Genomic DNA, 19,279 nt, shown 5'->3' with positions numbered 1-19,279 from the left:
GAGGATGTTTCAGATTATGCTAAAAAAAGTGAATAATTTAACTAACAAAGAAAAGTTACTCCAGCTTAGGGATGATATAAAAAAAGAAAATGCTCTTAAGCCGGGTGTTTATAATTATAAAACGTCATCTTTAACTAAAAGGCTACTTCAATTAGATAAAAGAATGAATTTACTATCATATGATGAAAAAGTAGCAGCCATTCAAACGTTAATGAGTTATGCATTTTATATAAAAACGGAATCTGATAAAAACCAAGAAGCAGCTAAACATGAATTTGAAAGTATTTTAACACTCGATCAAAATAATTCCTCTGCACATTATCGACTCGGTTACATTTTCTAAAAAGAAAAAAATTGGCTAAAAGCAATTAAACATTTTGATGCTGCTATTCGTTTGAATCTAAGAAGCGACTTGTTTGAATTAGAAGATGATCAACTTGTGAAGGCTAATCTTTTTATTAGTTATTGTGCATTACAACAAGCGCATGAATCTATACAAGAAGCGAATATTCTTCAACAAGATATTGGTGAACTTACGAATTATCATGGTGTAAAAATAGAAGATATATCAAAACAAATTAAACAAAAACTTTCAAAAACTGAATATATACTGAATACAAATGGCGAGCAAGAACATGTATCAAAAAAGGACTGTGATGAATTAGTTGAACACAGTAATCCTAATCACTTGTACCTTTACTTCAGTGACAATGAGATCATGTTATATGGGGTGAATGAAACAAGGATATCAAAAACATCTGCTGATTATTTAAAGTATTTGCTTGAGAATGGATCAGCGGAATCACCCATTAAGATGAACCGCTTTCCATTAGAGTTTGATTCAGAAACTAATCAAGATTTAGTTAGCCCAGGAACCGTTAAAACGAATATTTCACGTTTGAGGCATGTATTAAGAGTCGCAGGATTCAATGATATCCTGTTATATAAAGATGGTTATTATATTTCGAGTGTTAGCTATCAAATTGCATACAGGGAAGATCAATTCTTTCATTCAAACCTTGCTGAGTAATTCAGGAAGGTTTTTTTTTCGGTTACAAGCGTGTAACCGGTTATTTTGTTTAATTAGAGTAACAAAAGAAAAGGGGTGTTGCTCTAATGGCAAATACATGGTTAGAATTATTAAATCGTTATGGATTTGTAACTACGCAAAATGGTCTGGCGTTGGGTGTAAAGGAATTATCAAAGGAGAATCGAAAATATTTGCAACTTTTACTGAAAAACGCTGACGTGCATTATCAAAGCTTACCGAACTCAATCGAAATCCTTGGTGAAGTTATTGATGAAGAAAAGTGGCAAGAGGTACAAGGTAACCTTACGGATGGTATTACGGAGATGAGTTTTAATCCTGATGAATTACCGGTAATAAAATTAGATCTATTTATCGCTGGGTTAGTATCGCAATTTATTAGATTAGACTTACCTACTATTTACTCATGTGATGGTCATGATAAACGTATGCCAAACATTCACTTTATAAATGCAGAGATGGCAAGAAAAGCAGAAATTCTTTTAAAACATTTAAATATCAATTGTCACCGAAGAGGTAAAAAGTTAAGTATCCGTATCAATCGAAAAAAATTACCACTTGTTGCAGGAACTCTATCTAAATATACGGATTTAGATGTGAAAACGATTATGCTAAATTCAGACTCACGAATAAGTATTGATGTTTTTAATGATCAACTAGAAACGTTATTAAATATTCCTGGTGAGAGTCGAAGAGAAAGTAAAATAAGGAATCATGTCTTAAAAGAAATGATTCCTTATATTGACTTTGTGACTACTGATTTTTACGGGAATATTTTAGCTGAAAAAAGATTTGGATCTGGTCCGACAGTTATATTGAACGCACATCTTGATACAGTGGAAAAAATTAAAGAGTCTCGAACTATTTTAAAAGAAGAAAACATTTGGACCAGTACCGAGGGGATATTAGGTGCCGATGACCGAGCAGGTATTAATGTCATACTGGCTACGCTAAAATCTCTTCAATCAAATGAATTTAATGGTACCTTGAAAATTATTTTTACGGTAGAAGAAGAGATTGGTTTAGTGGGTGCTCGAAAAGTAAATGAATCATTCTTATGGAATACAGAAATGGCTTTTGTGATTGATCGTAGAGGAACAAATGATATTGTTACACATAACAATTCACAAGAGTTTTGTAACCATGAATTTGGTCTCTCTTTAGAAAGAATTGCAAACACGAATGAATTGGGTCCTTGGAAGTCAGTAAGAGGAGGTTCTAGCGATACAAGTATTTGGGCATCTCATAATATTCAAAGTGTCAATCTTTCAGCTGGTTATCTACATGAACACACGGACTTTGAACAGCTTGATGTAGATGCTAATTACAATTCTTATTTATTTTTAAAAGAAATCCTTATTAATGCTCAAAGAATTTGGAGTGAGCAAAGAAAGAGTTTGACAAAATATAAATCTAATCCACAAATAAAAGAAACGCTTCTTCATTAAAATATAGCCTTGTATCAGAATTTCTGGGATTAGATAAAAGAGCAGAGCCTAATGGCTTTGCTCTTTTATTTACTCGATTTTTTCTCTAGGAAATCACCCTTGTTAGTCATATAAAAAAACGACAAAACAGCTTTACTAACTTGAGCTTATAACAAAAAACACTGAATTATTCGAATTAATATTATTATAAAATATTAATTATTTGTGCATACTTTAATGTGAACTGGGTACTTTAATTTAAGTGTATCGATAATTTATTTAATATTTCTAGAGGTTTTCATGAAAATAAGATTATTTATATTTGTTTGTGAGTAGCAATAAAACAAATTAGAAAGATATGTAAATATAATATATTTTTGCTAGATGCAAAGATTTATTTACTGTAAATACAAAGAGGTGATTTCATTTGTTAAGTATTATTGTGGGTTTGATCCTGTTAATGGCGTTGGCATATCTGGGATGGTCGATTATTTGGGTAGCGCCACTAGCAGCTGCTGTTGTGGCTTTAATGAGCGGCTTGGACGTCTTTGATATGTATACCGGAACCTACATGGAAGGTTTGGTTGGGTTCGTTCAGAAATGGTTCCCGATTTTCTTGCTCGGTGCAGTTTTTGGGAAGTTAATGGAAGAAACGGGTGCTGCGAAAGCAGTTGCTAAAAAGGTAACGCAGCTGATTGGTAAAAAGAAAGCCATTCTTGGTGTGTTAATTGCTTCAGCTTTATTGACATACGGTGGCGTAAGTTTGTTCGTTGTCGTATTTGCAGTTTATCCGATTGCGCTTGAGTTATTCCGTGAAGCGAATGTAACAAGAAGATTGCTTGTTCCTACATTCGCACTTGGGGCATTTACTTTCACGATGACATCCATGCCGGGGACACCGCAGATTCAGAACTTAATTCCAATGGAGTATTTTAATACGTCCCCAACAGCGGCTCCGATCATTGGGATTGTGACGACATTAATCATGGCGGTCGGTGGGTATCTTTGGTTAGCTTACAGGGAGAAAACACTCTCTGCTAAGGGTGAAGGGTTCACTGAAACCGAGGAATCTGAAGAAGAAGCAAACAATGACGAAAGCATTCCGAATTGGATGTTGTCATTAATTCCCCTTGTCATTGTGGTGGTTTTGCTTAATGTTTTCAAAATGGAACCCATTTATGCATTAATACTGGGTGTCTTGAGTATTATGGTGATCAATTTCAAGGATTACAAAAAGTTTACGTCCTCTATTAATGATGGAGCAAAAGGCTCGGTCATGGCGATATTGAATACAAGTGCGGCTGTTGGTTTTGGAGCAGTCATCGCGGTTGTTCCTGCATTTGACGACATCGTTTCCTGGCTCCTGAATGTATCGGATAATCCATTAATAGCTGAGTCACTTTCTGTACAAATTATGGCGATGATTACAGGTTCTGCTTCAGGTGGTATGGGAATTGCCCTTAGTACGCTAGGAGACACGTTCTATGAACTGTCTCAAACAACCGGGATCAGCCCAGAAGTATTCCATCGAATGGCTGCGGTTGCTTCCGGTGCATCGATTCTTCCAAATAACGGCGCTTTGTTAACGCTAATTGCGGTAACTGGAATGACGCACAAAGAAACGTATAAAGATGTCTTTGTGGTTGCATTAGTAATCCCAACAATTGCTGTAATCGTCGGAATCATCATGGGTGGTATGGGATTGGTGTAATCAACATTGGTGAATAAATATATTTTATTGGAGGAATAAATCATGGTACAAAGTAAAGTTGTCGTTATCACTGGTTCTGCTCAAGGAATTGGTTTTGAAATAGGAAAACGTTTTGCAGAAAATGGAGCGAAAGTCGTTCTATCTGATATCAATGAAGAACTGGTGAAAGAATCCTCAGAATCGCTTAAACAATTAGGATTTGAGTCAATCGGTGTAAAAGCAGATGTAACTAGTGAACAAGAACTTCAAAACTTGGTAAACACAGCTAAGGAAACTTACGGTTCAGTTGATATTGTCATCAACAACGCTGGTTTGCAACATGTTTCACCAATTGAGGAATTCCCTACTGAAAAGTTTGAAATCATGATCAAAATCATGTTAACTGCTCCGTTTATGCTAACCAAAGCGGTATTCCCGGTGATGAAGGAACAGGGCTTCGGCCGTATCATCAACATTGCTTCTATTAACGGCGTTATCGGTTTTGCAGGTAAAGCGGCTTATAATAGTGCCAAACATGGCGTAATCGGATTAACGAAAGTGGCAGCTCTTGAAGGGGCAGAACATGGAATTACAGTGAATGCTTTATGCCCAGGCTATGTAGATACGCCACTTGTTCGTGGACAAATGGAAGACTTAGCGAAAACTCGTAACGTGCCGTTAGAGAAAGTACTGGCAGAAGTTCTTCTTCCTCTAGTGCCACAAAAACGCTTGCTTGATGTGACTGAAGTTGCGGACTATGCTTTGTTCTTGGCAAGTGATTCAGCTAAAGGTGTTACTGGACAAGCAGCAGTCATCGATGGTGGTTATACAGCACAATAAATTGTATGAAAATAAATGATAACTCCAACAACCTATCGGTTGTTGGAGTTTTAGTCTTTACATACATGCTTTAATTTACAACTTTCACTTTCTGAATAAAGTTACTTAAATGACATATCCTAAACTCTATCCAGGAGGTGAAAATATGCCAAATCAAAAAAATACCAATCAACAAGGAAATCAAATTACCAAAGGTGTTAAAAACACGGCTGGAGCTGCATTTCATGCAGTGCACAAGGCATTGGAAAAGACTGAATTTGCAGCGATGAATACAGTGGATAAAACGGCTAAGATGGTTAACGGATCAACTAATAAGGCTAAAAAGAATACTGTTAATTCTCCTAGCAATTCGAATACAATCAATGGATCACAAAAACAGTAATAAGAATGCACCCGCGAATTAGGTACTGAACAGCAATAGATAGTGTAAATATAAACGAACTCCAACAACCCGTCCGTTGTTGGAGTTTTTATTGTTTAGAAGTTCAATTATATGGGTCACAAAAATGGTATGATAGTTTTTGGAGATATTTTTGAAAATTCAAAACAATAGGAGGATTTTATGAAACCTTTATCTAATGCCGAATTTAATGGTCAATGTGCACTTGCAGTGAGCTTGGGCAAGAAGGACGTTGATTGTAATGGGAAATATAATATCGTGAAAGATGGAAAAAAATATAATTTTTCAAACCCTGTAGCCAAATTTTTATGGCAGGTTCTGCCTGGCAGGGAACAAAAGGCGCAGTCAAATTGGTCATCAAGATGATTAGAGAATAACCTTCGTATTGGTTTCAAACTTTGTAGACGTATTTACAGCAAATATACAAAAGACGATTTTGCCTCTATAAAGGTAAATCGTCTTTTGCGTTATAATCATAAACTCTTATGTTTTATAAGAAATTAATATAGTTGAAAAGGATATAACCAATAGATAGGGAATACTTACATAATAGAAATTCCATTTTAGTACGGTATTAGTAATAAAAATGGATTTGTTTCTATTGTTTAGGATGAAAGAGAATAGGTAAGAAAAACATAACGTCAATATAGGAGGTTATTATGGGAAGATTAGTTCATTTTGAAATTCATGTGAATGACATGGAACAAGCAACGAAATTTTATGGTGACGTATTTGGATGGTCATTTCAAGATTATAGTGAATATGCAGGAATGCCTTACTTTGGAGTGGTGACAGGTGATGAAAGTGAACCTGGAATCAATGGTGCTTTAATGCAACGTCAAAGTGCGCCACCGGAACGTGGTCAAGCTCTAAATGGATTTGCTTGTACAATGAGTGTGGAAAATTACGATTTAACGGAAGCTAAAATAATTGAAAATGGTGGCAAGGTCGCAATGGCCAAATATGCTTTGCCTGGGATGGCTTGGCAAGGATACTATATTGATACCGAAGGCAACATATTTGGAATTCACGAACCTGATGTGAACGCAAAATAAAATAAATTATAGCACCTGTAGTAAGAGAATAGAAATGGAAAAACAATTCAAGAATTGCCAAAGTTGCGGAATGCCACTTGCTCGTGATGAACATGGTGGCGGGACGGAAGCGGACGGAATAAAGCAAGCTGCCGAAGATATAATTTGGGCAGCTTTTTCAATTATGTGGAGGATTAATTTAGTCTCTATTAAACCTAACTTTATACATATTAGAATATTGGGTTTTGTAAAATAGAGGAAATGAATGTGATTTATAGAACTTACTTATAGATAATAAAGAAAAAAGGAGTATTGAAAAATGATTAATCAAATAATCCCAGCTTTAATCTCTTTTGTAGTTGTTTTAATTTTGTCTCCCATTTTAATTGCTGTTTTGAAAAAACTTAGACTCATTCAACCGATCAGAAAAGAACTTCCTTCAAATCATCAGTTAAAAAAAGGCACTCCTTTAATGTTTGGGATTATTCTTTTTGTCGGAATAATCATATCAATTCTTTTTTCTCCTACTCCATTAATGTATTTCTTGTCTATAACCTACATTCTTTTTAGTTTTATTGGGTTCTTGGACGATTTTTGGAAAGCTTCTCGTCAAGATCCAGAAGGGGTATCGGGTAAGACCAAACTTGTTTTCCAATTTATTTTTACTGGTGGTTTACTTTATTACATGATCAACGAACTCGGCGTAGACACCAACATTCATATTTTTAAAAATATTTCCTTGGATCTTCCCATGTTGATATATGTTTTTGTCATCACATTATTTGTTGTAGGTTCTGCAAATGCCATTAACTTCACGGATGGCTTAGACGGTCTATTAGGAGTTGTTGCAATCCCAACTTACTTTTTCTTTTTTGTGATTTCAGAAAGAGCAGAGGTGCAACTTTTTAGTCTAATTATGATTGGATGTTTACTTGGCTTTCTCGTTTACAACATATTTCCTGCTAAAGCTTTTATGGGGGATACGGGATCATTAGCTATAGGTGGATCGTTATCATTTCTTGCTGTACTTGAGAAAGTTGAGATTTTAATTCCTATTTTGTTCATCATATATTTTGCTGAAGTACTTTCTGTTACTTTACAAGTCGCGTCATTTAAACTTACTCGTAAGCGTATTTTCAAAATGACGCCGATTCACTATCACTTTGGCATAAAATATAGGTGGTCCGAAAATGTTATTGTCACGGTTTTCGGGTTTGTTTCTTGGTTTTTTGTTTTTATCGGTTTAGCTTATTGGAACTTCTTTCTAAACCTATAAATGAAGTTGTAATGGAATAAATAAAGTGCCATCCAGTGCATTGGACTGAAGGGATTAAGGATGAGACATTTTCTTTTTCGAATTACTAAAAACTGCTTGGATAGCTCAATATAAAAATAATTGAGCTGTTAGCTACCAGATGACGTATTATGAAAACAATAATAGACCAAATGTATAAATGATGAAACCCGACGATCTTATTAAAACAAGACTGTCGGTTTTTTCAATTTCATATACAAATTATTAGGAACAGATTCCGAATAGGATGCATTTTACTACCTGTTCATAGACATTCTTATTTCAAAAACCAAAAATTTAACAGAATATTTGGATATTTATGTTAAGATAAAGTCAAGTATATAAAGAATTTCACTTAAACTACCCGGTTCACCCATTAGGAATGAGATCTTTCAAAAATTTTTTTTGGATTGATCAATTAAGTGTAACGGATCTATTTGATAGTTAAAAAAAGAATGGTCACATTTTTATTAATAGAGGAATGAATCTATTTATGGGAATAAGTAGATAGCAGACAAAAAGTGTTTTTAGAATGAATATTCATTCGTTTTCTTTATAGAGGAGGTAATCGAAGGAGGAACAAGCATATGAATGAATCTTTCGTTCACCAAAGGATCGAATCCGTTTGGAGATTGGAATCAGCTAAAATCATTGCTTCCTTAACTCGGATGGTGAAGGATATCAGTTTAGCGGAAGATGTTGCGCAAGATGCACTGATTATAGCGATTGAGCGTTGGTCAGTCTCTGGTATTCCGGATAACCCTGGTGCCTGGTTGATGACTGTGGCTAAAAGAAAAGCCATAGACATACTTCGACGGAAAAAACGACTGGATCAAAAATATGAACAAATAGCTTATGAAATGAACAACCACAATGATTACGATTTCTCCGAAGAAATTGATGAAGAAATTGATGACAACGTGCTGAGGCTGATTTTTATGACTTGTCATCCAGTACTATCAAAAAACGCCCGTGTAGCTCTTACATTGAGATTGGTTGGGGGGCTAACAACAGAAGAAATTGCACATGCATTCCTTGTACCTGAAACGACGATTGCACAGCGAATTGTTAGGGCAAAACGAACGCTTGCGACGGCAAATGTTCCTTTCGAGATTCCTCATAAGAGTGCTTATGGAGAACGGCTTTCTTCTGTATTGGAAGTGATCTATCTTATGTTCAACGAAGGTTATTCGGCTACTTCAGGTAATAATTTAATCCGAATGAATCTATGTAATGAAGCATTAAGAGTGGGAAGAGTATTAGCAGATCTCATTCTTATAGAACCGGAAGTTTATGGTCTGGTTGCTCTAATGGAGCTACAAGTATCCCGTTTTAAAGCACGCACGAATACGAATGGTGAAATGATTTTATTAATGGACCAAAACCGGTCGTTGTGGAATCAAGAGCACATAGTGCGAGGTGTTGCTGCACTTAAAAAAGCAGAGGATTTGGGAGGCACATTCGGACTGTATGCACTGCAAGCTTCTATAGCTGCCTGCCATGCAAAAGCAGACACGCCAGAAAAAACAAATTGGGAGCGAATTTCTGTACTTTATGAAGCACTTTCTAAAATCTCTCCTTCTCCCGTCGTTGAGTTGAATAGGGCAGTTGCGATTTCGATGGTTAATGGACCATTGGCAGGTTTGGAAATTGTCGATTCTTTACTTTTGGAACCGACATTGAAAAACTATCATTTACTTCCAAGTGTAAAGGGGAATTTTCTCTTAAAGCTAGGAAGAAAGATGGAAGCTTCAGAAGAATTTCGACGTGCTGCGGTATTAACACAAAATACACAGGAACAGAAATTCCTATTGAAACAGGCTGAAGATTGTATGAAATAAAAAAAGCAGTTTTGTCGATTTTTCGATTTGCTGATCGTTGTATGTATAGATACAAAATTTGAATGAAATAGGAGAGATGATCATGATCTTTTTATGCATGGGCTATTTTAACTCTGAAAAAATGCATGCACGACCAAATGCGGAAATTGAGGCTTTGATGGATGAATGCCAGCCGCACACGGAGAAATTTTATGAAAGTGGTAAAGTGCTGCTTGATGCGGGGCTAGAATCAGAGATTAAGAATTTACGTCGTGTGGACGGGAAGGTAGTTGTCACAGATGGTCCGTTTACAGAAACAAAAGAGATGATAGGTAGCATATTCATTTTTGAAGCTGAGAACATGGATGATGCGATTCGAATAGCCTCGATTCATCCGACAACACAAGTCAACAAAGGAGAAGAGTTTGGGTGGCGCATCGAAATTCGTCCTGTCCATTACTTTAAGAATGATAAATAGAATATCTCGTATGAATGAAAGGTGTCAACCCTTGTTGTGAGCCATAGTGTAATGCATATAGGAAGATAGACACTACAAAAATAAACGTTTAATTTGGTGGGAAACAGAGACACAAAGTAAAGTTTATTCCCAATCGAAAAGAATTACATTTTTTATTAAGGAGCTGATTTTTATGACGAATGGAGCGAGTTTAGTCCAAGACGTTCTGGATATTTACAAGAGTGCTGTTTATGAACTAGATACGAAAAAATTCCTATCAATCTATGCTGATGACGTACATATTTATGATTGCTGGGGAAACTGGGAGAGTAAGGGGATCTCTTTATGGAAGGAAAGTGTGACTGAATGGTTTAATGGTGTGAATGAAGACGGATATTTACTAAAAGTTGATTTTAATGATATATCGATTCAGGAAAATACTCATATTGCATTCGTGCATTGCGCTGTGACTTTCGCTGCTTTCAAAGGAAATACTGAAGATAAACATCGTCAAATGATCAACCGTTTCACATTTGGCTTGAAAAAAGTAAATGACTCTTGGCTAATCACACACGAGCATTCATCATTGCCGATTGATATGCAATCTGGAAAAGGCATCTTTAACCTGAAATAATAGAGTGATTGAAGCAAAAATAAGTGACATGTTTTGCATCTCTTGTAGTACTTATTCATGTAAGTACAGATGTGCAGGTTTATTAATAATGTAACCAAACAATCCTTGAAATGAAGAGGAGGATTTTCCATGAGTGATCTGAAATTAATTGAAACATACAAAGGTTTTTTAGAAGAATATTCACCTGAGCAACTAAGACATATACCAAAACAAGGGGTTTGGTCTATCAATCAAATGTATGATCATTTAATTGTCGTAGCTCATGAGTACTTGGATAGTGTTGAAGCATGTGCGTTAGCTGCTGGAGAGCAAAAGAAGGGGAAAACAGAGTTTGGCGAATATTTATTTAATATTGGAGGCTTTCCACCAATTAAAATCAAATTACCAGATGAAATGAATGCACCACCTAACAATTCAAAAATGAAAGAGGACATCATGCTCGAGCTTGATCAACTAATGAAAAGAATGAAAGAATTAAAAAAGATAGTAGATGAAACAAACCCAAATTATAAAGATAAACATGGAGGGTTTGGCTGGCTAAATGCACAGGAGTGGTTTGCTCTTGTTGGCATGCATTTTCGTCATCATCTGCGTCAGAAGTATGAACTAGATCAACAACTTACGGTTTGAACAGATTTTTAGGGGACATGTAGAATAGGGGCGAATTCGCTTCAAATAATAAGAAAGAGCTATCCATCGAGGATAGCTCTTTCTTAATAGCCACAAGAGTTTTCTTATGGTCGGTTCTCCCACGGTTCAATCGTTCCAATAATTTGCTCAGATTTTTCTTCCAAAATGGCTTTAATGACACCATTGGAAATTTCCGCATGAGTCAGCCACCGGGAGATACCGCTTTCTATCTTGAATCCTAGCTGAATTTGATGATAAGAAACGTGTGTGGGAATTGAAGTTTTGGATTTTATCTCTTTTAAGTTTGAACTGCTGCCACTTAGATGGAATAATTTCCATGGATGTGAATGAGAAAGTGATTCTGATAAACAAGGAATGACATATTGTCCAGTTGAATGAATCCAGGCAATGACTAACTGGATTGGGCCGTTCTCATTTTGCATGCGATGTAATTGCTCCATTAATTCAACACGATTTGTGTAATCAACCAAAACTGGTGTCATTCTAGTTGGATTTTCGTCTAATAGAACTTGCATTTTTTCAGCGTTTCGACCAATTACAGATACATGATATCCATTTTCTGATAACCATACAGACGCTCGAGCAAGCATACCTGTACCCCCGATTACGAGTGCGTGTTTCAATTTAACTCATCCTTTGCGCAGTCATTTTGGTCTATACAATATGTGTTTCAACATTGGGGAATTTTTCAAGTGGTTTTTTAAGTGTAGCATGGGACAAGTGTTTGGGTAAATCACTTTTGAAGGTTTAGAAAAACTAGTTATTTGTGTAATCTCTTTTATTATATCGTAAAATACGATACAATCGTAAAAAAAGATATATTTAAAGGGGTGTTAGCTGTGCACAACAAAGTTAAACAATTAAATCGTTACTGGACAGATATATATTTTCATCTGCATTACTTCCATAAAGAAAAAATCTCCCACCAAGTGGTTCGTATTCTGCAGCTTATTGATAAAAAGGAAGAGGTTGGGGTGAATGAAATTGCCTCCTACCTCCAAGTTTCTCAGAATACGGCTTCAGAACACGTGAAACGTATGATCGAGAAGAACTTTTTGACCAAAGAGAGGGACTTGCTTGATGAAAGAAGAGTTATATTACGACTTACAGAATTGGGGAAAAATGTTCTGCATCGAAATACAAGCCTAGATGAAGAAAAACTGGAACAAATACTGAACCAATTAGTGGACAACGAAATAGAGGTAGTAGAACAGGCATTCAAAATCTTAAGTGAGCGTGCAAAAACATGTTTGTAGTCATGAAGATTATCGCCTCAGCGATTGTGATTGGTGTAGTCACGGAGATTTCTCGAAGATTCCCATCATATGGGGGAGTGTTGGCAGCTCTCCCGCTCGTGAGTTTACTTAGTATCATTTGGCTTTATGTTCAGGGAGAACATTCAGCCACTTTAAGCAAGTTTGCATTAGGGGTATTATGGGGATTTCCTGCAACTGCAATTCTCTTAATAATCGTTTACATCGCTTTGCAAAATTCTCTCCATCTATTTCTCTCAATTGCTTTAGGTGGATGTGGTTGGTTGCTGTTCTTATTAATTCAGAATCTTGTTTTAGATTATGTGCGAGAGATTTTTAGCTAGAGATGACTAAATAAATGGAAAAAATGAATGAAATTATTTATCGTCTTGTAAACCAAGGAGTAATTAATGTAAGACATAGAATTTGGAAAATTAACAAGTGTTTATGCAAAAATTGATGTAATCGGGAATCGAATCCTTCCATGTTTACAAAGATATTAGCGCAATGAGTTAAATAAACCAAATAAATTTAGCGTTTCTACAACTAGTAGAAGCGTTTTTTGATGTGATAAATACCCCATGCAATGAGTTGAATGCTGGGTCTACTTGACTGGATAAATTACATATTGTAAGTTATTAATAGAATTTTGTTTATTCTGAAAATTACGGATATCTTCACTAGATTAAACACTCCCTAAGGAGGAAATCGATATGAACCGAACAGATTTACTTGTAAAGGTACTGGATTCGACGTACGACAAAGAGAGTTGGTATGCGCCATTCAAGGCTGCAATTGAGGGGTTGACCGCGCAACAGGCGAGTTGGAAGCCGTCGGGCGAAGCGACTAAATCGATTTGGGAGAATGTGAATCATCTTATTTACTATAAAGAGAGGTTAGCAGTCAACATAGCTGGGCGTGAATGGAACAATCCTCTGGACGGCGACCAAACTTTCTTCCTCACGGAACAATCGGGAGACGAATACGAATGGAGTAAAGTTGTGGAGCGGGCAGAAATTGCCCAGAGAAATTTACGGGATATTCTGAGTAAAACGTCTTCTGAAAAGTTGGGCGAAAATTCACATGAGGAAAAGTTATTAGATATCATGCTACATGATGCGTACCATACTGGCCAAATTATGCTAATCAGAAAAATGCAGGGGGCGTGGCCATCAGAACGCTGATAATCTAATTACTAGATGGGGGAAACATCGATGACTCACTTTGCGGTAACTATGTACGACTATCATGTTTGGGCAAATCACATACTGTTTAATCGGCTAAAGGAACTTTCAGATGACGTTTTTCATCAAGAAGTTAATAGTGTATTCTCTTCTATTTCAGAAGTTGTTTCTCATATGTACATCGTTGACCAGCTCTGGTTTCAAATTATTTCAGGCAAAGACATGCCTGAAGCTTTGGAAGTACAGAAAGAAACAAGAGAAGGAAAAGGATTGGAAGAAATGGATCAGTTGTTTAGGAATAAATACTCAATTATTTAAAAATTCATTAGAATTCAGCAGACTAATCAGTTGCTGGATTTTTTATTTGCTTAAAATTGTATCAATGTTTAATTCTCAATTTCTAAATAGTCTTAACACTTCATTTACACCCTCTTCATACTCATTTTCTACACCAAAGGTGCAAGCGCAATTACAATATAATTCTCGGAAAGTCATGTGATCTTCAAAATCACTCTAAAATTATATATTTCACAGAATATTCACTTATAAAGGCCGTTGAATGGATAATGTTGGTATATGATAAGTGAAGGAGATGATGAAGTTGAAAAAATATTTATTAGTAGGAGTAGTCCTTTTATTAGCTTCTTGTACAACTGAAGAGACACCTATAGAAGAACCCGCAAAAGGTTACAACACAAAACCGGTCGTAAAATCTGTTGAGCCGAGTGGGAATTTTCTTCTGGTAGATTGGGCAAGCGACAATATGGATAGAGGCAATCACGATTATGATACGTATGTTCATTCTCGTCTCGTTGTGGATTTGGATTACATGGATGTACAACGCGGGGATGTAATCTATTTTAATACACCAGAATTCGAGAGCGAAAACCCACACTTAAATTTAGAGGATTCTCAAATTTCAAGAGTCGTTGGTTTGCCGGGAGAAACGATTGAAATTAAGGATGGGAAAGTATTTATTAACGATCGAAAATTGGATTATTTCTATTCAACAGTAACTTACTTTGGGATGAGTGAAGAAGAATATTTTGCAAAATCAACAGATGACAGCAAAGCAGATGAGGAAAGACAGAAAGAATATTTTTCTACTGATATGAAATCTCTTTTAATTCCGAATGATTCAGTGTTTGTATTAGGTGATAGTTGGTGGAGAAGTTCTGATAGTAGAAGTTTTGGTGCACTGCCAATCGATGAAATAAAAGGGAAAGTTTTAGGGTATGAAAAAAATGGTTCTAAATCAACCCTTGCAATAACAAAAGAATTTTTAGAAAGCAATGCGGAAATAGGTATAACAAAGCAAGGAGTCAAAGGAATATTTGGTAAAAATTACGTTTCAGATTTTGTGGATAGTAGTGACATTTGGATGTACGACAAGGTTAAAAATAATTATCAGTATGAAAAGAGTTTAGAAACGGTTGCTTTTCAAGATATAAAAGATGAACTCGTACACTATCAATTATTTATTAACTTTGTGGACAACAAAGCGTTTATGTATTCTTATTTTTATAAAGGCGATGACGGAAAGGTCTGGGAGTATGTAGTGAATCCAGATCAAACAGTAACTGAAGTCGCTGTAAGTAATTAAGGCACCAAACTTTATGTTTTGATTATGTATATAAGAAGTTATGAGAGGAAAATAAGAATTTGTTGTGATCACGTAGCCGATCTTATTGTAAATAAAAATGTAAAAGATTGTACTCTAATTAGGCTCCGCTCCTTTATTGCGAGGGAAGTGGTTATGTTGCAACTAATTGTGTTAGCCATGGTAGTTAAATGACAGAAAAAATTTTTATTTGGAGACAATACGTTTCACAGTAAAATTCCGTTCAAAAAAACACCCGCTTTTTCTTTTGGGACTGACCCCATAGGCTGAGACAAATAAAAACACCTTTATGTTGAAATTCGGGTATATACTACCTAAATCCAACTTGGAGGTGTTTTTTCTATGGGTACAAGAGTCAGTTATCCAGTGGAAGTAAAAGAAGAAGCTATTCGTTTAAGAATGGCAGGTGTTCCTGTCGCAGAAGTGATGGATCGTCTTGGGGTGAAAAATAAATCACAAATAAAAACTTGGATGAGATGGTATAGAAACGGAGAAATACACCGACTTCAACAACCAGTTGGCAAGCAATATACCTTCGGTAAAGGACCGGAATATGTAGATGAGGTAGAAAAGCTGAAGGCGGAGAATCGCTATTTGAAACAACACATTGAGGTATTAGAAAAGTACAAAGAGTTGGAGAGGAAGTGGTTCCAAGAGTAGCGTTACAAGTCTTTGATGAACTGAAGAAAACAATGACTATCACAAAGATATGCCGCTTACTAAACATTCCTAGATCCACCTATTATAGATGGCGTGATCAGTATCCGAATACGAGGAAGAAAACTGACCTAGAAAACAAAATTGGATCACTATGCAAGAAGCATCACTATACGTATGGTTACCGCACGATAACAGGGATTTTAAGAAAAGAGATGCTCGTGAACCATAAGACGGTTCAAAGAATTATGCAAACCTACGGTTGGCAATGCCGTGTGAAAGTTAAGAAACGCAAGGTCACAGGACAGCCCTATCACATTGTGGAAAATATATTAAAGCAAGATTTCTCCGCCACTAAACCGTTCGAAAAGTTAGTAACTGACATTACTTACTTGCCTTTTGGCCAGAAGATGCTTTATCTTTCAAGCATAAAAGATTTATATAATGGTGAGATCGTTGCATACACAATAAAGGATAGACAAGATGTCAATTTAGTCTTAGATACCTTGAATCAGCTTCCACCTTCGCTAAATGCTTGTACCTTGCATAGTGACCAGGGCTCTGTCTATACCTCTTATGCATATCAAGCTGCAGTAAAAGAAAAAGGCATTACCATGAGCATGTCCCGAAAGGGAACGCCCGCTGATAATGCCCCGATTGAATCCTTTCACTCCTCATTAAAGTCGGAAAGGTTCTATCTTTACAATTTAACACGGACTACGACGGCAATCGTAGAAAGTACCGTGCATGACTACATTGATTATTATAACAATATCCGGATTCAAACAAAATTAAACTACCAGTCACCGGTCCAATACCGACAACTGGCAGTTTAATTAAAAGGTGTTTTGACCTGTCTCATTTTTGGGGGTCAGTCCCTTTGAGTGGGTGTTTTTGATTTGTATTCGATTAAAGTATGAAAAAACAATAAGAAGGACCAAACATAAAAAACATGTCCAATACATTGAAAAAACTGTGGACATATGGTAAATTTATATAGTTATACGTATAAATTAAAAAAGGTTATTGTTTCCCTATTTTAAATTATACATCAAAGTTTTCCGTTTGTCAAATCCATCAATTTTAGGAGTGATTTTTTATGGATTCAGAATTTCAAAAGGAACAAAAACGTGTGGGATGTGTAATAGAAACAATAACAGAGGAAATCAAAAAGTTAGAGGAAGAAAATTCTCAGCGTCGAAACGAACTGGTTACGATACGTAAACATTTTTGGGATGATGTGAAGGTGAATGTTGATAGCTTCGATGATTATCTTGAGACCATCATCGGTTTGAGACAAGAGGCTCAAGTTCTATCAGTAAGCCAAAGCACCGTTAGACAGGTAACCAAAAAATTATCCAAGCTTCGACGTATGCAAGAGGCTCCTTATTTTGGTCGAATCGATTTTATTGAAGAAGGGGATTCCGCTCCGGAACAAATATATATTGGAATCTCTACACTTACCGATGCTAGTGGTGAGGAATTTCTTATATATGACTGGAGGGCACCGGTCTCAAGTGTTTACTATGAGTTTCAAACTGGGCCGGCCAAGTATGTAACGCCTGGTGGTGAAATTAAAGGCAACTTGGAGAAAAAGGGGCAATACCTTATCCGGGGCGGTGTTCTAGAGTCTATGTTCGATACGAGTCTCACCATTGGGGATGAGATTTTACAACAAGTGCTAGGAAAAGGAACAGACAAACATATGCACAATATAGTGGCTACCATTCAACAAGAGCAAAATAGAATCATTCGTCATGATCGGGGGAGACTGCTCATTGTGCACGGGGCAGCTGGTAGCGGGAAAACATCAGCCGCCTTGCAGCGGATAGCTTTTTTACTTTACAAATATCGAGAAATTATAAGTGCCGATCAGATTATTCTATTTTCACCTAACTCAATGTTTAACAGTTATGTGTCAAATGTACTCCCTGAACTGGGAGAAGAGAATATGCAACAAGTCACTTTCCAAGAATATTTAAATCATCGGCTAAGTAAAGAGTTTCAAGTAGAAAATCCTTATGATCAATTGGAATATGTGTTAACTGCTAAAGGTACTACTTCCTACAGGTCAAGGGTTGCGAGCATTCGATTCAAAGCATCTCCTACTTTTTTCGAAGCAATCCAATCCTATAGAAAGTCTTTAGAGTTATCTGGCATGTTATTCAAGGACTTGAACTTCAGAGGAAAACCGATTGTGACTGCTCAACAAATAACAGAAAGATTTTATAGTTACGACACAACACTCCGCTTCCATAATCGATTGGAAAAATTAAAGGATTGGCTAATTAAGAAGTTAAATGAAACGGAAAAGACTGAAATGGAAAAACCATGGGTATTCGAAAAAATTGAGCTATTGAGTAATGATGAGTACCATAAAGCCCAAATCTACTTTGCGAAAAAACGAGGTTTAAGAGGAGAATCGATGACCGATTATGAGCTTCAGTCTGAAGATCTTGCTCAATTGATTATTCAACAAAAATTGAAGCCTTTACGTAAACGAATCCAAACATTCGGTTTCATCGACATAAGTGGGATATATAAGCAGCTTTTTGTTGAACCATCACAAATCAAACGCTGGGTAAATGGTGAACCACCTAAAGAGTGGGCGGAGATTTGTCGTGCGACACTGGAAATGCTAAACGAAGGCAAACTTTCATACGAAGATGCTACTCCGTACCTACTTATAAAAGAGCTGATTCAAGGTTTTCAAACAAACTCATCTATCAAGCACGTCCTTGTTGACGAGGCGCAGGATTATTCACCTTTCCAATTCGAGTTCCTTAAGCGTTTATTTCCAAGGGCCAGACTGACTGTACTAGGTGATTTCAACCAGGCGATTTTCGCACATGCAAGTGAAATGAAAGATTTTAACACACTAATGAGCCTTTACGGACAAGATGAGACGGAAGTCATAAACATGACAAGGAGTTACCGGTCTACCAAACCGATTATCGAATTCACAAACAAACTAGTACCTAATGGAAACCGGATTATCCCCTTTGAGAGAGATGGGGAGCGACCTGAGCTAACACAAGTGTTCGATCACACAGAGCTGCATCGCAGCATTGTATCTAAGGTCGAAACTTTACGAAGTCTTCGTTATAATAGCATCGCCATCATATGTAAATCATTTGAAGAGAGCAAGAGTGCGTACGAAGGGTTGTCTAATATCGACGATATTAAGTTATTTATAAATGATAACCTAACAATGTACTAAAACGCTTGAATAAATATGTACAACTTTGACTCCATTCTTCATACTATTC

At 36.3% G+C, this 19,279-nt stretch carries 22 protein-coding genes; 21 read left to right on the top strand and 1 reads right to left on the bottom strand.

Annotation, left to right across the window (positions count from 1 at the left end; translation table 11 throughout):
- The first annotated feature begins 16 nt into the window (after positions 1 to 16).
- The 14 genes from ACHUE4_RS13575 to ACHUE4_RS13510 all read left to right on the top strand — a co-directional run bounded on the left by ACHUE4_RS13575 (position 17) and on the right by ACHUE4_RS13510 (position 11,274).
- Positions 17 to 343 (top strand): hypothetical protein, encoded by a 327-nt coding sequence (locus ACHUE4_RS13575; RefSeq protein ID WP_394190935.1) that lies wholly within the window; start codon positions 17 to 19, stop codon positions 341 to 343.
- Between the two features lie 69 nt (positions 344 to 412).
- Positions 413 to 1,030 (top strand): hypothetical protein, encoded by a 618-nt coding sequence (locus ACHUE4_RS13570; RefSeq protein WP_394190933.1) that lies wholly within the window; start codon positions 413 to 415, stop codon positions 1,028 to 1,030.
- Between the two features lie 86 nt (positions 1,031 to 1,116).
- A complete protein-coding gene (locus ACHUE4_RS13565) occupies positions 1,117 to 2,496 on the top strand; it encodes a M20/M25/M40 family metallo-hydrolase (RefSeq protein WP_394190931.1) in 1,380 nt (459 codons plus the stop codon).
- Positions 2,497 to 2,902: 406 nt separating this feature from the next.
- On the top strand, positions 2,903 to 4,186 hold the full coding sequence (locus tag ACHUE4_RS13560; RefSeq protein ID WP_394190929.1) for a GntP family permease: 1,284 nt from the start codon (positions 2,903 to 2,905) through the stop codon (positions 4,184 to 4,186).
- Positions 4,187 to 4,228: 42 nt separating this feature from the next.
- A complete protein-coding gene (locus ACHUE4_RS13555) occupies positions 4,229 to 5,005 on the top strand; it encodes a 3-hydroxybutyrate dehydrogenase (protein ID WP_394190927.1) in 777 nt (258 codons plus the stop codon).
- 145 nt (positions 5,006 to 5,150) lie between these two features.
- Complete coding sequence (locus ACHUE4_RS13550; RefSeq protein WP_394190925.1) at positions 5,151 to 5,387, top strand: hypothetical protein; 237 nt, start codon at positions 5,151 to 5,153, stop codon at positions 5,385 to 5,387.
- A 180-nt stretch (positions 5,388 to 5,567) separates the two neighbouring features.
- Positions 5,568 to 5,771, top strand: a complete 204-nt coding sequence (locus ACHUE4_RS13545) for a hypothetical protein (protein WP_394190924.1) — start codon at positions 5,568 to 5,570, stop codon at positions 5,769 to 5,771.
- A gap of 293 nt (positions 5,772 to 6,064) precedes the next feature.
- Positions 6,065 to 6,460, top strand: a complete 396-nt coding sequence (locus ACHUE4_RS13540) for a VOC family protein (RefSeq protein ID WP_394190922.1) — start codon at positions 6,065 to 6,067, stop codon at positions 6,458 to 6,460.
- Positions 6,461 to 6,494: 34 nt separating this feature from the next.
- The gene (locus ACHUE4_RS13535) at positions 6,495 to 6,695 is read left to right on the top strand and encodes a zinc ribbon domain-containing protein (RefSeq protein ID WP_394190920.1); all 201 of its coding nucleotides are present in this window, start codon (positions 6,495 to 6,497) and stop codon (positions 6,693 to 6,695) included.
- Positions 6,696 to 6,758: 63 nt separating this feature from the next.
- Positions 6,759 to 7,715 carry a phospho-N-acetylmuramoyl-pentapeptide-transferase gene (gene mraY, locus ACHUE4_RS13530; protein ID WP_394190918.1) on the top strand — a complete coding sequence of 319 codons (957 nt, stop codon included), beginning with the start codon at positions 6,759 to 6,761 and terminating at the stop codon, positions 7,713 to 7,715.
- A gap of 605 nt (positions 7,716 to 8,320) precedes the next feature.
- A complete protein-coding gene (locus tag ACHUE4_RS13525; protein ID WP_394190916.1) occupies positions 8,321 to 9,574 on the top strand; it encodes an RNA polymerase sigma factor in 1,254 nt (417 codons plus the stop codon).
- Positions 9,575 to 9,656: 82 nt separating this feature from the next.
- The gene (locus tag ACHUE4_RS13520; RefSeq protein WP_394190914.1) at positions 9,657 to 10,031 is read left to right on the top strand and encodes a YciI family protein; all 375 of its coding nucleotides are present in this window, start codon (positions 9,657 to 9,659) and stop codon (positions 10,029 to 10,031) included.
- 172 nt (positions 10,032 to 10,203) lie between these two features.
- Positions 10,204 to 10,644, top strand: a complete 441-nt coding sequence (locus ACHUE4_RS13515; protein WP_394190912.1) for a YybH family protein — start codon at positions 10,204 to 10,206, stop codon at positions 10,642 to 10,644.
- 129 nt (positions 10,645 to 10,773) lie between these two features.
- Positions 10,774 to 11,274 carry a DinB family protein gene (locus ACHUE4_RS13510; protein WP_394190910.1) on the top strand — a complete coding sequence of 167 codons (501 nt, stop codon included), beginning with the start codon at positions 10,774 to 10,776 and terminating at the stop codon, positions 11,272 to 11,274.
- A 104-nt stretch (positions 11,275 to 11,378) separates the two neighbouring features.
- Here the strand turns inward: ACHUE4_RS13510 and ACHUE4_RS13505 are convergent, their stop codons facing one another.
- A complete protein-coding gene (locus ACHUE4_RS13505) occupies positions 11,379 to 11,918 on the bottom strand; it encodes a short-chain dehydrogenase (RefSeq protein ID WP_394190908.1) in 540 nt (179 codons plus the stop codon).
- Positions 11,919 to 12,134: 216 nt separating this feature from the next.
- Here ACHUE4_RS13505 and ACHUE4_RS13500 point away from each other — a divergent pair, with 216 nt between their 5' ends.
- The 7 genes from ACHUE4_RS13500 (at position 12,135) to helD (ending at position 19,230) form a co-directional block, all read left to right on the top strand.
- Complete coding sequence (locus ACHUE4_RS13500; RefSeq protein ID WP_394190906.1) at positions 12,135 to 12,551, top strand: MarR family winged helix-turn-helix transcriptional regulator; 417 nt, start codon at positions 12,135 to 12,137, stop codon at positions 12,549 to 12,551.
- Positions 12,542 to 12,892, top strand: coding sequence for a DUF3147 family protein (locus ACHUE4_RS13495; protein ID WP_394190904.1), 351 nt, complete (start codon positions 12,542 to 12,544; stop codon positions 12,890 to 12,892). Before ACHUE4_RS13500 ends, ACHUE4_RS13495 begins: the two co-directional genes overlap by 10 nt.
- A 369-nt stretch (positions 12,893 to 13,261) precedes the next feature.
- Complete coding sequence (locus tag ACHUE4_RS13490; RefSeq protein WP_394190902.1) at positions 13,262 to 13,732, top strand: DinB family protein; 471 nt, start codon at positions 13,262 to 13,264, stop codon at positions 13,730 to 13,732.
- Between the two features lie 30 nt (positions 13,733 to 13,762).
- The gene (locus tag ACHUE4_RS13485) at positions 13,763 to 14,050 is read left to right on the top strand and encodes a DinB family protein (RefSeq protein ID WP_394190900.1); all 288 of its coding nucleotides are present in this window, start codon (positions 13,763 to 13,765) and stop codon (positions 14,048 to 14,050) included.
- A gap of 283 nt (positions 14,051 to 14,333) precedes the next feature.
- Complete coding sequence (gene lepB, locus ACHUE4_RS13480; protein WP_394190898.1) at positions 14,334 to 15,335, top strand: signal peptidase I; 1,002 nt, start codon at positions 14,334 to 14,336, stop codon at positions 15,333 to 15,335.
- A 360-nt stretch (positions 15,336 to 15,695) separates the two neighbouring features.
- A protein-coding gene (locus tag ACHUE4_RS13475; protein ID WP_394190896.1) for an IS3 family transposase occupies positions 15,696 to 16,846 on the top strand; the annotation gives its coding sequence in 2 pieces (ribosomal slippage) (positions 15,696 to 15,972 and positions 15,972 to 16,846; 1,152 coding nt in all).
- Positions 16,847 to 17,109: 263 nt separating this feature from the next.
- A complete protein-coding gene (helD, locus tag ACHUE4_RS13470) occupies positions 17,110 to 19,230 on the top strand; it encodes an RNA polymerase recycling motor HelD (RefSeq protein WP_394190894.1) in 2,121 nt (706 codons plus the stop codon).
- The last annotated feature ends 49 nt before the right edge of the window (positions 19,231 to 19,279 follow it).

The sequence above is a fragment of the Paenisporosarcina quisquiliarum genome (assembly GCF_043641925.1).
GTDB classification, from domain to species: domain Bacteria; phylum Bacillota; class Bacilli; order Bacillales_A; family Planococcaceae; genus Paenisporosarcina; species Paenisporosarcina quisquiliarum_A.
The sequence above is the reverse complement of the archived record's forward strand: the minus strand, read 5'-3'. Positions and strand labels throughout refer to the sequence as shown.